The following is a 13,116-nucleotide window of genomic DNA, read 5'->3' as shown; positions in this document are numbered from 1 at the left end:
GTATTATTAAAACTATATTAAATTATTCTATTGAATAATTTGAGTAATTTTTATAGTTAAAAAATAATATAACTATATATAATTACATTATATTATGATTCAAAATGAATTGTAATATCTGCCGATGGATGGCATAGCCAGATGAAAAAGGAGGTATATTTTATGGCAAACATTTATGTAAAATTTGACACACCTGAAGAATTAGCTAAACAAGCTGAAGAAGCATTAGAAACCGCATTTACCACTGGTAAAGTAGCAAAAGGAACTAACGAAGTAACTAAATTTATCGAAAGAGGAGATGCAGCATTAGTTGTTATCGCAGAAGATGTTGATCCTGCTGAAATCGTTGCACACATCCCTGTTTTAGCTGATGAAAAAGAAATTCCTTACGTTTACTTACCTACCAAAGAACAAGTTGGTGGAGCTGCTGGATTAACCGTTGGTACTGCTTCTGCATGTATTGTAGATGCTGGTGATGCTGAAGCTGCTGTTGCTGAAATCGTAGAAAAAGTCGCTGAATTAAAAGACTAGATTCTTTTAATTGAATAACGGTGATTTACATGGAAGAAGGAACTCCTGCTGAAATCATTAAAGTTCTAAAAAGAACTGGTATGACAGGTGAGGTAATGCAAATTAAATGCAGAATCCTCGATGGTAGAGATAAAGGAAGAATTTTAACAAGAAACATTATGGGACCTGTAAGAGAAGGCGACATTTTAATGTTACTTGATACAATTAGAGAAGCTAAGGAAATTAGGACTCCTTAAGAAGGTGTAAGAACATGAGAACTTGTTCATTCTGTGGAAAAGAAATCGAAGAGGGCACAGGTAAAATGTATGTCAAAAGAGATGGCTCAATTTATTTCTTTTGTAGCAGTAAATGTGAAAAAAATATGATTAAACTCGGAAGAGTTCCAAGAAAAGTTAAATGGGTTAAAGAATGATTCAAAAAAGTTTTGTTATGATGAAACCTGACGCTGTTCAAAGACGTCTTATGGGTAAAATTTTGTCCCGTTTTGAGCAAAAAGGTCTCAAAATTGTTGCTTGTAAATTAATTCAAATCGATGAAGAATTAGCTAAAACTCATTATGGAGAACATGCAGATAAACCATTCTTCCCAGGTTTAGTTGAATACATAACTTCTTCACCATCTTTAGCTATGGTAATTGAAGGAGATGAAGCTATTACAACTATTAGAAAATTAGTTGGTGCAACTAATCCTTTAGAAGCAGATCTTGGAACTATTAGAGGAGATTTCGGTATGGATACTGGAAGAAACATTATTCACGCATCCGATGCTCCTGAATCTGCAAAAAGAGAAATTGCTCTTTTCTTTAGTGAAGATGAAATTTGCGATTATCAAATTGTTGATAACGATTTAATTTATGAATAAATTTAAGTTTTAAAAATTTATTATCGAAGACGATATTATGAAAATCAGATCCCCGATTGTATCAGTTTTAGGACATGTAGACCATGGAAAAACTACATTGTTAGATTATATTAGAGGAAGTACCATTGCTGATAAAGAAGCAGGAGGTATTACTCAACATATTGGTGCTACTGAAATTCCAAATGATACTATTGAAGAAATCTGTGGAAATTTCATATCAAAATTAACTATCAAAGATTTAATCCCAGGATTATTCTTTATTGATACACCTGGGCATGCTGCATTTACTAGTTTAAGGAAACGTGGTGGAGCATTAGCTGATTTAGCAATTTTGATTGTTGATATTAATGATGGATTTAAACCACAAACTTATGAAGCTTTAAATATTCTTAAAATGTATAAGACTCCATTTATTGTTGTTGCTAATAAAATTGATAGACTTTTTGGTTGGGAGACACATGAAGGGGCTTCTTTTAGTGAATCTTTTAATCAACAAGCTCAAAGTGTTAAACAAGATTTAGATCTTAAACTTTACGAACTTGTTGGTACTCTTCATAAAGAAGGTTTTCAATCCGAAAGATTTGATAGGGTCAGTAATTTTGCTTCACAGATTAGTATTATTCCTATTAGTGCTAAATCTGGTGAAGGTATTATTGAAGTACTAGCAATGTTACTTGGACTTGCTCAAGAATATTTAACTGAACAATTAGAAATTAATGAAGATGCTCCTGCTAAAGGTACTATCCTAGAAATTAAAGAAGAAGTAGGATTAGGTCTTACTGTTGATAGTATTATTTATGATGGTGTTTTACGAACTAATGATGAAATTGCTTTAATCAACTCTTCAAATGAAGTAGTTACTACTAAAATCAGGTCTATTTTAAGACCACTTCCTCTTGAGGAAATGAGAGATTCTAAAAAGAAATTCAGAAAACTGGATGAAGTTGTTGCAGCTGCAGGTATTAAGATTGCGGCACCTAATTTAGATGATGTTGTTTCAGGTTCACCTCTTAGAGTATTAAGTGATGAAGAGGATGTTGAAGAACAGTTATTAAAAGAAATTGAAGATATTACTATTAATACTGAAGATGAAGGACTTTTAGTTAAAGCAGATACATTAGGATCTCTTGAAGCTGTAGTCAAGTTATTAAGAGAGTTAAATATTCCTATTCGTGAAGCAGACATTGGTGATGTAAGTCGCAGAGACATTATTAACTCTGAAATTGCATTAACTGAAAATGAAGCACATGGTGCTATAATTGCATTTAATGTAGATGTTCATTCTAACTCTGTAGATGATTTAAACAATTCTAATATCAAGCTTTTCAAGGGTGATGTTATTTATCAAATCATTGAAGAATATCAGGAATGGACTGAAGAAATTGAAAGGGCTAAGAAAAAAGCATTTTATGATGCTATTGTTAAACCTGCAAAATTCGTTGCATTACCTAAATTAGTTTTCCGTCAAAGCAAACCAGCTATTATTGGAATTGAATCCCTTAGTGGTACAGTTAAACAAGGTCAAACATTAATCAACAAGAATGGTGAATATGTTGGAGTAATAGCCAGTATGGAAGATAAAGGTGAAACATTGCCTTCTATTCCTAGAGGTCAAAGGGTGGCTATGGCTATTAAAGATGCTGTTGTTGGAAAACATTTCGATGAAGGGGATGAATTATATATTGATGTTTCTGAAAAACATTATAAATTCATTGAAAGAGAATTCAAGGATAAATTAACTGAAGATGAATTCGAAACTCTTTACGAATTAGTAGAGATTAAACGTAAAAACGATCCAGATTGGGGTAAATTTGGTCTTTTTGAATAATAAATTAATTATATAAAAAAATTAAGGAGGAAATACCATGGCATTCAAAGTTGTTGTATCTCAAGGTGCTGAAACTCATCAAATTGAAGTAGATGAAACCAAAGCTTTTAATGGATTAATTATTGGTGAAGAATTTGATGGTGGACTTGTCGGTTTAGATGGTTACACTTTAAAAATTACTGGTGGTAGTGACAAAAACGGTTTCACTATGAAAAAAGATGTTACTGGTACTAGAAGAATCAAAAGTTTATTAACCGGCGGTATAGGTTATCATCCTAAAGCTGATGGTGTTAAAAGAAGAAAAACTGTTAGAGGAAACACTATTGCTGAAGATATTGTACAAATCAACACTGTAGTTACTCAAGCTGGAAATAAATCAATAGCAGATATTCTTGGTGCTGGTGAAGAAGAGGAAGAATAGTTATACTATTTTTCTTATTTACTTTTAAGTCGAATTAAAATTATAAAAAAGGTGGTTATCTGTGAACGTACAATCAGATGTTAACATAGGTTTAGTTGGTCACGTAGATCATGGTAAAACCACTCTTACAAAAGCATTATCTGGAATTTGGACTGATACTCATAGTGAAGAAACAAAAAGAGGTATTTCTATACGTTTAGGATATGCGGATATAGAATTCAGAAAATGTCCAGAATGTGGTGAACCTGAATGTTACACTACACATGAGAAATGTCCAATTTGTGGGAGTGAAACTGAATTAATTAGAAAAGTATCCTTTGTTGATGCTCCAGGTCACGAAACTCTTATGGCGACTATGTTATCTGGTGCCGCAATTATGGACGGTGCAGTATTAGTTATTGCTGCAAATGAAACTTGTCCACAACCACAAACTAAAGAGCATCTTATGGCACTTGATGTTATCGGTGTAAAAGATGTTATTGTAGTTCAAAATAAAATTGATATTGTTTCAAAAGAAAGAGCTATTGAAAGTTATAATGAAATTAAGGAATTTGTTAAAGGTACTTGTGCTGAAGATGCTTTAATTATCCCAGTTTCTGCTCAACAAGGAGCTAATGTAGATATTTTGATTGAAGCAATGCTTAAACAAATCCAACCTCCTGAAAGGAATGTTGATGACACTCCATTAATGCATGTAGCAAGATCATTTGATATTAATAAACCTGGTTCAGGTGCTAATAAAATCAAAGGCGGAGTCATCGGAGGTACTTTAATTCAAGGTAAATTCAAACTTGGTGACACTATTGAAATTAAGCCAGGTCCTAGTAATGATGGTAAAAGGATGACTTTAACTTCAGAGATTATTGGTCTTGAAGCTAATGGTGAACAAGTTGAGGAGATTGGTCCTGGAGGTCTTGTTGGTATTGCAACTAAATTAGATCCATCTTTAACTAAATCAGATTCATTGTCTGGTACAGTTGCTGGTGAAGAAGGTACTTTACCTGATGTATTAGATAGTTTTAAAATGGACACTAATTTACTTGATCGTGTTGTAGGTACTAAAGAAGAACGTGATGTCGCTCCTATTAAACTTAAAGAGCCTTTAATGATTAATTGTGGTACTACAACTACAATAGGTGTTGTTACATCTACTAAGAAAAATAATGTTGAAGTAATGCTTAAATTACCTGTATGCGCAAGCTCAGGTGATAGGGTAGCTTTAAGTCGTAGAGTTGGAGCTCGTTGGAGATTAATCGGTTACGGTATTATTAAATAGAGGGAGAATAATGGACTCTAAAGAAGTTGTAATTGATACCAATTTTTTTATGGTTCCTTTTCAGTTCAATGTTGACATCATCACTGAACTTGAAAATTTATTACCTTCTTATAATTTAACTACTCCAAGCTTTGTTATCAATGAATTGAAGGGTTTGAAAAGAAATAAAAATGCGAAAGTAAGGTTAAATGCAAATTTGGCTTTAAAATTAGCTAATTCTTCAAAAGTTGAGATAAAGGATATTTCATTGCTTGAAAATGAAACTGTGGATGATGCGTTACTTAGAGTTTCAGAAGTTTTAGCTACGAATGATATTGAATTGAAAAAACGTGCAAAAGACAGGGGCATAACTGTTGCATATTTAAGACAAAAAAAATATATTGCTGTTGAAGGCAAAATATAATATTAATTAAACTTATTAATAAAATGAGGGATTATTTTGTATTATAGAACAAAAATTAGGGATACTGTAAGAATTCCACCTTACAAGTTTGAAAGTCCTATTCATGAAGTCGCTATTGAAACCTTAAACGAACAGTATTCTGGTCGTTTAGATAAAAAATTAGGTTTACTCATTTGTGTTAATGACATTCTTGAAATTGGCGAAGGTAAACTCATTATTGGTGATGGAGCTACATACCATAATGTTGTTTTCGAAGCAATTTTCTTTAAACCAGAGCAACATGAGATTTTCAATGGTGAAGTAATTGATATTGTTGATTATGGAGCTTTTGTGAGAATTGGACCTATGGATGGTTTAATCCATGTTTCCCAAGTAACTGATGATTATATTAATTATGATCCTAAAAGAGGCGCTTTAATTGCAAAAGAATCTAACAAAGTTCTAGAAGAAGGAGATTTAGTTAGAGCTAGAGTAGTTAGTGTTTCTATTAAAGATGAATCAAATAATAACATTGAAAATAGTAGGAATTCTAAAATTCCTCTCACAATGAGACAAAATAATTTAGGCAGATTCGAATGGATTGAAGAAGCCAAACAAAAAGGTAAGAAGGTTAAAGAATGAAAGCTTGTACCGCTTGTAAATTAATTTCAAACAAAGATCATTGTCCTAACTGTGGGAATCCAACTTCTGACAATTGGAGTGGTCTTTTAATAATAACTGATCCTGAAGAATCTATTGTAGCTCGTGAATTGAATATTTCTGTTGCGGGCGAATACTGTTTAAGGGTAAGATAGAGGTTTTATTGTGTTACGTTTAGATACAGAAAATGAAGATATAATCTCTGAGCTTAAGAAGCCCTTAGGTAAATTATATCCTGACTTTGAAGATGCAATTGATGAGATTAAATCTTCCGAGTTTTTAATTTCTGTTGGTGATGCAACATTTAGTAATCTTACCAAACATGAATTATATCCAAATATTGGTATAATTGATAATGTAATTCAAAGGAAAAATCATACTCATGAAATTATACGTGCAAATCATATTTTAAAAGCGATTAATCCTGCTGGAACTATTACTGATGATCTATGGGAAACCATAGGCCAAGCTCTTGAATTATCTAACTCTGGCGAATGTTATGTAATTGAAGTAGCAGGGGAAGAAGATCTTGCAGTTCTTCCTTGCATCATAATGGCAAATCCAGAAACTACCATTTTATATGGTCAGCCAAATGAAGGTTTAGTACTTTTAAAAGTTTCTGATTTAAAAGATAAAGCTCAAAAGCTTATTGACGGATTTATTAAAGAATAAATTAAATGAGGTTTTATTATGGAAATCGAATTCATCGAAGAAAAAGAAAATAAATTATTTAACAGAAAAGAAATTAAATTTTATGTTGACTATGATGGAGAATCAACTCCTAAAATCTTAGATATTAAATCTAAATTAGTTGCTTTATTAAACACTAAAAAAGATTTACTTGTAGTTGACAATGTACAACCTCACTACGGTGAACCTAAAGCATTAGGTTATGCTAAAGTTTACGCAACTGTAGATGATTTAAAATACATTGAAACTAATCATGTATTAGCTAAAAATGAAGAACCTGAAGAAAATGCTGAAGAAGCAGAAGATGAAGAATAGGTGATTTTAATGGTAAAAAAATCTGATCTTTACAAAGTAGATGGCGACAAAATTGAAAGAAAAAATCCAATTTGTCCTCGTTGTGGTGAAGGTGTATTCATGGCTGATCACGGTGACAGATTCGCTTGTGGTAAATGTGGATACACTGAAATGAAAAAATAAGATTTTTATAATCTTTATTTTCTTTTTTTATTTATTTTTATTTTATAATTTGTTTTAATCATTTTTATGAAGGGATTTTTTTGGATAATATTAGAAATGGTCGTTTTAAAACTGGAATGACTGATGAAGCTGCTATTTATACTTCATCACTTGAAGCGGACAAACTTCTTTTTGAAGCTGATATTAAAACTAATTTTGCTCACACCTCTATGTTAAAGCATGAAGGCATCGTTGATGAGAAAATCGCAGATAAAATTTTATGCGCTCTTGATTCTCTTAAAGAGGAAGGTTATGATGCATTAGTATTTGATCCTTCTGTTGAAGATGTCCATATGGCTATAGAAAATTATGTCACTTCTAAAATCGGTCCTGAAGCTGGTTTTATGCACACTGCTAAATCACGTAATGACCAAGTGGCTTGTGATGTTAGATTAGTTTTAAGAGATGAAATTATCAATATTCAAGTTGGTATTTTGGAATTTATGGAAGGTCTTGTTGAAATGGCTGGTGAACATTTGGAAGATGTTTTCATTGGTTTTACTCATTTACAGCATGCTCAGCCAATTACTATTGCTCACCATTTAATGGCTCATGTACAATCTCTTAAAAGGGATTATGAACGTTTAGCTGATACTTACAAACGTGTTAATTTAAACCCATTAGGTTCTGCTGCAATGGCAACCACTAGTTTTCCAATCAATAGGCAATTAACAACTGACTTACTTGGTTTTGATGCATATTTGGAAAATTCAATGGATGGAGTTTCTACAAGAGATTTCATTGCTGAGACTGTTTTTGATTTGGTATCTTTATGTACTACATTATCTAAAATCTGTGAGGAGTTAGTTTTATGGAGTACTTATGAATTTGGTGTTATTGAAATGGCAGATGAATATTCATCAACTTCTTCTATTATGCCTCAAAAGAAAAATCCAGATGTTGCTGAACTTGCAAGAGGTAAATGTGCAATCGTTAATGGTGAGTTGGTTACTATTTTAACTATTCTTAAAGCTATTGCATATACTTATAACAGGGATTTGCAGGAAATCACTCCTCATTTATGGAATTCAATTAAAGTTACTAAAGACACTTTATCTATTGTAACTAAAATGTTATTATCTGTTGAATTTAAAACTGAAAGATGTGCTGAACTTGCAGGTAAAAACTTTGCAACTGCAACAGATTTAGCAGATATAATGGTTCGTGAAAAACAGATTCCTTTCAGGACTGCACATAAAATCGTTGGAAGGATTGTTAATGAAGCAACTGCTAATGATATGGCAGAAGAGGACATTACTTCTAAATTTATTGATGATATTGCAGTTGAACTTGGATTTGAAGAATTGAACTTATCTGATGATTTGATTCAAAGGGCTTTAAATCCTGTTGAAAATGTAAGAATCAGAGCTGTTCCTGGTGGACCTGCACCTGAAATGGTTGAAATTGCACGTGAAAATATTAAGGAATTTTTAAATACCGAGTTTGAAAAACATGGAATTTAGTTAAATTCCTATATTTTTTTAAAAAAAGCATATTTAGGTTAACCTAAATATTTATATACTTTCATTGCCAATATAATAATGTTGGAATAATCCTTTGGTTATTGCAACATGGATATATGGAATGAAAATGTTATAGAATACTTATTGATTCTTTTGATAAGTAGGCTCAGCTTCTATTTATTTTTATTCTATTAATCCGTTTTTTCTGATTTATTTTTTGTTTTTAAATAGTTTTCATGGATTTCTTCGGCTAAGTCATCATTACCTTCAATGATTGGTCCTGTATAGTCGCAGTCATAGCAAACCCATTGAGACCAATTCTGAGGTATGATCCATTTTACTCTTTTAGAACCACATCTTGGACAAATTTTATGCATCATAGTATCAGATCTTGTAAAAGCTCCATATTAAGTCTAATGCTTCTCCAGGCTCTAATGCTCCTGAACGTGTTTCTCTAAGGATTCTTTGTATTGAAAATTTTTTCATGTATGGAAACTTTCTGTGGACTTCATAAAGAAGTGGACAACCGAATCCTTTGAATGTATTTAAATTGTATTTCTTGATTAATAATTTTATCTCTTGCTTACCTACACTTAAACTTGCTGGAAGGTTCAAGCGATATAATAAATTCTCCTGTAAATTTATGCATTGACTACCTGTTGCAAGCATATCTCCAAAGATAACTATTGGTATTTTATTTGATTTTGCATATTCTTTTACAAGTTTTTCAGTGTTTTTAGAACATCTTCCACATGGATGTAGCTTACCTGTAAAAGATTCGTTGATAACTTCCGAATAATTGGTTTTTATGTATTCATGAGAAACATTTAATTCATCGCATAGGATTTCTATATTTCTTTTGAATTGCTTTGGCAGAATAATGGTTCCAGGATCAACTGTAACAGCAATTGGATTAAAACCAAGTTTTTTAGCTAAAATCAATGAAAAGCTACTGTCAATTCCTCCGGACAATGCAACAACTGCTTCAATATTTTCAGATTTTTCAAATTTATTTTCATTTAGATAATTCTCAAAGTTAAAGCTGTAAATATTTGATAGTTTATCATCAATAACTTTTTTTAGGTTTTTTAGCCCATTCAAATCTGAATTTAGGTTATTGATGGTCTTTTTTGACAATTCCAATTTGTATTTCTTATTTAAAAAGTCACCATATGATTCGACATGAATACTTTCAAGACCTAATTTTTCCTTGAGTTTTCCAACTACCCAACCACCTTTTCCAATAATAGCTGATTTATCAGGTCTATCTTCAGTGATAATCCATAATTCATTGGTCTTTTCATTAAAATAAAGTTCTTCAATAAAAATATTCACTTTCTCATGACTTATATCATTTCTTATTGAATTAACTTCATTTAAAATAAATTCTTTGGTATACATTGTTTCACATTTTCAAGTATTAGTTAATATTATGTTGATTTAATGTTAATTAATGTTTTTATATCCGGATTTTTGTTGTATAATCGATATATTTCATTGGAAGTATGAAAAAGAAATCAAAACTGTTAATATTGTATTTGGATAAAAATATGTAGCATTGATATTAAGAATTGGAAAAACCAATTTATTATGACAAACTTATAAATAATGGGTGAAGGATTAAACAGCCCATAAGAGTAGTAATATAGGGATTTTTAAAATTTTCACCATAAACATAATTAATTAAGTAACCTTTTTTATAAAATATAGTTAGTTGAGGAATATTGATGAAATATAGAACATTAGGTAATACTGGTATTGAGGTATCTGAAATTGCTTTTGGTGCTGAATTTTTAGTGGAAAGGCCTTATGAAGATACTGAAGTTTTGATTAAAGCTTGTGAAGAAAATGGAATCAATTTTGTTGACTGTTGGATGAGTGAACCTGATGTGCGTTCCCATTTGGGAAAAGCTATTAAACCTAATCGTGAAAATTGGGTAATTCAAGGTCATATTGGTGCAACTTGGCAAAACAATCAATATGTAAGAACAAGAGAAATGGATAAAGTAATTCCTGCTTTTGAAGATTTCATGGAAAGATTTCAGATAGATACACTTGATTTTGGAATGATTCATTATGTTGATCAGATTGATGATTACAATGAAATAATGAATGGTCCATTCATGGAGTATGTTCGCAAATTGAAAGAAGAAGGAACAATAGCTCATATAGGATTAAGTACACACAGCCCAGATATTGGATTGTTAGCTGCTCAAAATCCTGAAATAGAATTATTGATGTTTTCAATAAATCCTGCATTTGACATGTTCGGGTCTGTTGATGATGTTGGGGATTATAGAAAAGAGGATGCATATGATGATAAGGATTTATCTTCAATTAATCCTCAAAGGGCAGAATTATATGAGATATGTCAAAACAATGGCACTGCATTAACAGTAATGAAAGGTTTTGCTGGTGGAAACCTGCTTTCTGATGAAACATCTCCATTTGGTGTTGCAATGACTCCTGTTCAGTGTATCCATTATGTATTAGAACAAAAAGGTGTTTCAAGTATTTTTGTAGGTGTAAAAACAGTTGATGAGCTTATGGAATCTTTAAAATACTGTGATGCCAGTGAAAGTGAAAAGGATTATTATGATGTTTTAAAAAATGCTCCAGAGCACTCATTTAAAGGACAATGTACATACTGTGGCCATTGTAGTCCATGTGCCTCAGATATTGATATTGCAATGGTAATCAAACTGTTTGACCTTGCAAAATACCATGATAAAATCCCTGAAAGTATCAGACAACATTATAATGACTTGAAATTTAATGCAACTGACTGTATTGCATGTGGTGAGTGTGAAGATAGATGTCCTTTCAGTGTTCCTATTGTTGATGTGATGCTTGACGTGCAAGACTTATTTGAGTTATAGGTGATAATATACAATATTTAACATTAAATAACGGTATTAAAATCCCAATTTTAGGCTTTGGTACTTACCAAATACCTCCAGAAGAAACAAAACAGGCTGTTCTTGATGCAATTGATGTGGGTTATAGGTTAATTGACACATCACAATTTTACAATAACGAAGCAGAAGTTGGTGAGGCTATAAGGGAGAGTGGTGTTGGCCGTGAAGAATTGTTTATCACAACCAAGGTTTGGATAAGTAATTATGATTATGAAAAATGCTTGGATTCTATTAATGAATCCATGGAAAAATTAGGTTTGGATTATATTGATTTAATTTTAATCCATCAGCCTCTTTCAGATTATTACAGTGCTTATAGAGCTTTGGAAGATCTATATGATGCTGGATTTATTAAAGCTATTGGAGTATCCAATTTCTATCCGGACAGACTGACCGATATTTGCTCTTTTAAACGAAGGGTCATACCTCAAATCAATCAGGTTGAAGTAAATCCATTTAATGCACAATATCTTGCACAGGCAAACATGGAGAAAAATGGAGTTCAAATGCAGGCTCACTCACCGTTTTGTCAAGGAAAAAGAGATATTTTCAAAAATGAAACATTAATTAAAATTGGTAATAAAAATGGTGGTAAGACTGCCTCTCAAGTAATTTTAAGATGGCTAGTTGAAAGAAGTGTCATTGCTTTGAGTAAAACTACTAATAAAGATAGAATGGCTGAAAACATTGACATTTTTGATTTTGCTCTTGATGAAGAGGATATGCTTGAAATAATGAATTTAGATGAAAGTAAAACATCATTTTTCAATTATCAAAATCCAGAAACCGTTGAAAGATTTTATGAACTACTTTAATATTATTGAAAAACAAATATTTTAGGTGATTACTATGGCATATGAAATTAAAAACAAGAAAAATATATCTACAATTGGTGTACATGCAGGCCAAGAGGAAGTTGATGAAACTGGATCACGGGTTACTCCAATTTATCAAACTACTTCTTATGTATTTGATTCACCAGAACAAGCTGCAAATAGATTTGCACTTAAGGAAGGTGGAAACATTTACTCAAGACTTTCAAATCCTACTACAGAAGCATTTGAAAAAAGAATGGCTGCTATTGAAGGAGGAACAGCAGCATATGCAACCGCAACAGGAATGTCAGCTATTTTTTATGCAATCATTAACTTAACCTGTGTAGGGGATAATATTGTATCTGCAGATAACTTATATGGGGGAACATATGAACTATTTGAAAATACTTTAGAGGAATTGGGACGTAGTGTAACTTTCGTAGATTCTCAGTCTCCTGAACTATTTGAAGAGGCTATTAATGATAAAACAAAAGCAATTTATGTAGAATCCATTGGAAATCCGAAACTTGACATTCCTGATTTTGATAGATTAGCTGAAATTGCTCACAATCATAACATTCCATTGATTGCAGATAATACTGTAGGTATAGGTTCTGTAAGACCATTTGACCATGGAGCAGACATTATCGCATCATCTGCAACAAAATACATTGGGGGCCATGGAACTCCTCTTGGAGGAATAATCATAGAAAAGGGTGATTTTGACTGGATGAACGGAAAGTTCCCAACACTAT

General features: G+C 31.8%; 19 protein-coding genes. 17 read left to right on the top strand and 2 right to left on the bottom strand.

Annotated features, from left to right (window positions below; translation table 11 throughout):
* Positions 1-162 precede the first annotated feature (162 nt).
* The 14 genes from rpl7ae to argH all read left to right on the top strand — a co-directional run bounded on the left by rpl7ae (position 163) and on the right by argH (position 8,628).
* Positions 163-531: a 50S ribosomal protein L7Ae gene (gene rpl7ae / locus ACR0P1_RS06265; protein ID WP_069573249.1), complete on the top strand. Its 369-nt coding sequence runs from the start codon at positions 163-165 to the stop codon at positions 529-531.
* A 29-nt stretch (positions 532-560) separates the two neighbouring features.
* Positions 561-767 carry a 30S ribosomal protein S28e gene (locus ACR0P1_RS06260; RefSeq protein ID WP_432645547.1) on the top strand — a complete coding sequence of 69 codons (207 nt, stop codon included), beginning with the start codon at positions 561-563 and terminating at the stop codon, positions 765-767.
* Between the two features lie 14 nt (positions 768-781).
* Complete coding sequence (locus ACR0P1_RS06255) at positions 782-943, top strand: 50S ribosomal protein L24e (RefSeq protein ID WP_069573264.1); 162 nt, start codon at positions 782-784, stop codon at positions 941-943.
* Entirely contained in the window at positions 940-1,392 is a 453-nt protein-coding gene (gene ndk, locus ACR0P1_RS06250) for a nucleoside-diphosphate kinase (protein WP_432645546.1), read from the top strand. The genes ACR0P1_RS06255 and ndk overlap by 4 nt, the downstream gene beginning before the upstream one ends.
* A 37-nt stretch (positions 1,393-1,429) precedes the next feature.
* On the top strand, positions 1,430-3,220 hold the full coding sequence (gene infB / locus ACR0P1_RS06245) for a translation initiation factor IF-2 (RefSeq protein WP_432645545.1): 1,791 nt from the start codon (positions 1,430-1,432) through the stop codon (positions 3,218-3,220).
* A 37-nt stretch (positions 3,221-3,257) separates the two neighbouring features.
* Entirely contained in the window at positions 3,258-3,641 is a 384-nt protein-coding gene (locus ACR0P1_RS06240; protein WP_432645544.1) for a 30S ribosomal protein S6e, read from the top strand.
* Between the two features lie 61 nt (positions 3,642-3,702).
* Entirely contained in the window at positions 3,703-4,917 is a 1,215-nt protein-coding gene (locus ACR0P1_RS06235; protein ID WP_432645543.1) for a translation initiation factor IF-2 subunit gamma, read from the top strand.
* Positions 4,918-4,927: 10 nt separating this feature from the next.
* Complete coding sequence (locus tag ACR0P1_RS06230; protein WP_432645542.1) at positions 4,928-5,320, top strand: PIN domain-containing protein; 393 nt, start codon at positions 4,928-4,930, stop codon at positions 5,318-5,320.
* 36 nt (positions 5,321-5,356) lie between these two features.
* On the top strand, positions 5,357-5,941 hold the full coding sequence (locus ACR0P1_RS06225) for a DNA-directed RNA polymerase (protein WP_432645541.1): 585 nt from the start codon (positions 5,357-5,359) through the stop codon (positions 5,939-5,941).
* Positions 5,938-6,114, top strand: a complete 177-nt coding sequence (gene spt4, locus ACR0P1_RS06220; protein WP_432645540.1) for a transcription elongation factor subunit Spt4 — start codon at positions 5,938-5,940, stop codon at positions 6,112-6,114. The genes ACR0P1_RS06225 and spt4 overlap by 4 nt, the downstream gene beginning before the upstream one ends.
* Positions 6,115-6,124: 10 nt before the next feature.
* On the top strand, positions 6,125-6,631 hold the full coding sequence (locus tag ACR0P1_RS06215) for a GTP-dependent dephospho-CoA kinase family protein (RefSeq protein WP_432645539.1): 507 nt from the start codon (positions 6,125-6,127) through the stop codon (positions 6,629-6,631).
* 18 nt (positions 6,632-6,649) lie between these two features.
* Positions 6,650-6,964: a 30S ribosomal protein S24e gene (locus ACR0P1_RS06210; protein WP_432645538.1), complete on the top strand. Its 315-nt coding sequence runs from the start codon at positions 6,650-6,652 to the stop codon at positions 6,962-6,964.
* 9 nt (positions 6,965-6,973) lie between these two features.
* Positions 6,974-7,126 carry a 30S ribosomal protein S27ae gene (locus ACR0P1_RS06205; protein ID WP_069575404.1) on the top strand — a complete coding sequence of 51 codons (153 nt, stop codon included), beginning with the start codon at positions 6,974-6,976 and terminating at the stop codon, positions 7,124-7,126.
* A gap of 80 nt (positions 7,127-7,206) precedes the next feature.
* Entirely contained in the window at positions 7,207-8,628 is a 1,422-nt protein-coding gene (gene argH, locus ACR0P1_RS06200) for an argininosuccinate lyase (RefSeq protein WP_432645537.1), read from the top strand.
* A 191-nt stretch (positions 8,629-8,819) separates the two neighbouring features.
* On the opposite strand, the gene ACR0P1_RS06195 is transcribed toward argH, so the two are convergent.
* Complete coding sequence (locus tag ACR0P1_RS06195; protein WP_432645536.1) at positions 8,820-9,008, bottom strand: hypothetical protein; 189 nt, start codon at positions 9,006-9,008, stop codon at positions 8,820-8,822.
* Between the two features lie 4 nt (positions 9,009-9,012).
* Entirely contained in the window at positions 9,013-10,029 is a 1,017-nt protein-coding gene (locus ACR0P1_RS06190) for an ATPase (protein ID WP_432645535.1), read from the bottom strand.
* 326 nt (positions 10,030-10,355) lie between these two features.
* Between ACR0P1_RS06190 and ACR0P1_RS06185 the strand changes: the two genes are divergently transcribed.
* The 3 genes from ACR0P1_RS06185 to ACR0P1_RS06175 form a co-directional block, all read left to right on the top strand.
* Entirely contained in the window at positions 10,356-11,507 is a 1,152-nt protein-coding gene (locus ACR0P1_RS06185) for an aldo/keto reductase (RefSeq protein ID WP_432645534.1), read from the top strand.
* Entirely contained in the window at positions 11,504-12,361 is an 858-nt protein-coding gene (locus ACR0P1_RS06180; RefSeq protein WP_432645548.1) for an aldo/keto reductase, read from the top strand. The genes ACR0P1_RS06185 and ACR0P1_RS06180 overlap by 4 nt, the downstream gene beginning before the upstream one ends.
* 34 nt (positions 12,362-12,395) lie before the next feature.
* A partial coding sequence (locus ACR0P1_RS06175; protein WP_432645533.1) for an aminotransferase class V-fold PLP-dependent enzyme occupies positions 12,396-13,116 on the top strand: 721 nt, incomplete at its 3' end.

The sequence above is a fragment of the Methanobrevibacter sp. genome, from assembly GCF_050872065.1.
Taxonomy (GTDB): domain Archaea; phylum Methanobacteriota; class Methanobacteria; order Methanobacteriales; family Methanobacteriaceae; genus Methanocatella.
The sequence above is the reverse complement of the archived record's forward strand: the minus strand, read 5'-3'. Positions and strand labels throughout refer to the sequence as shown.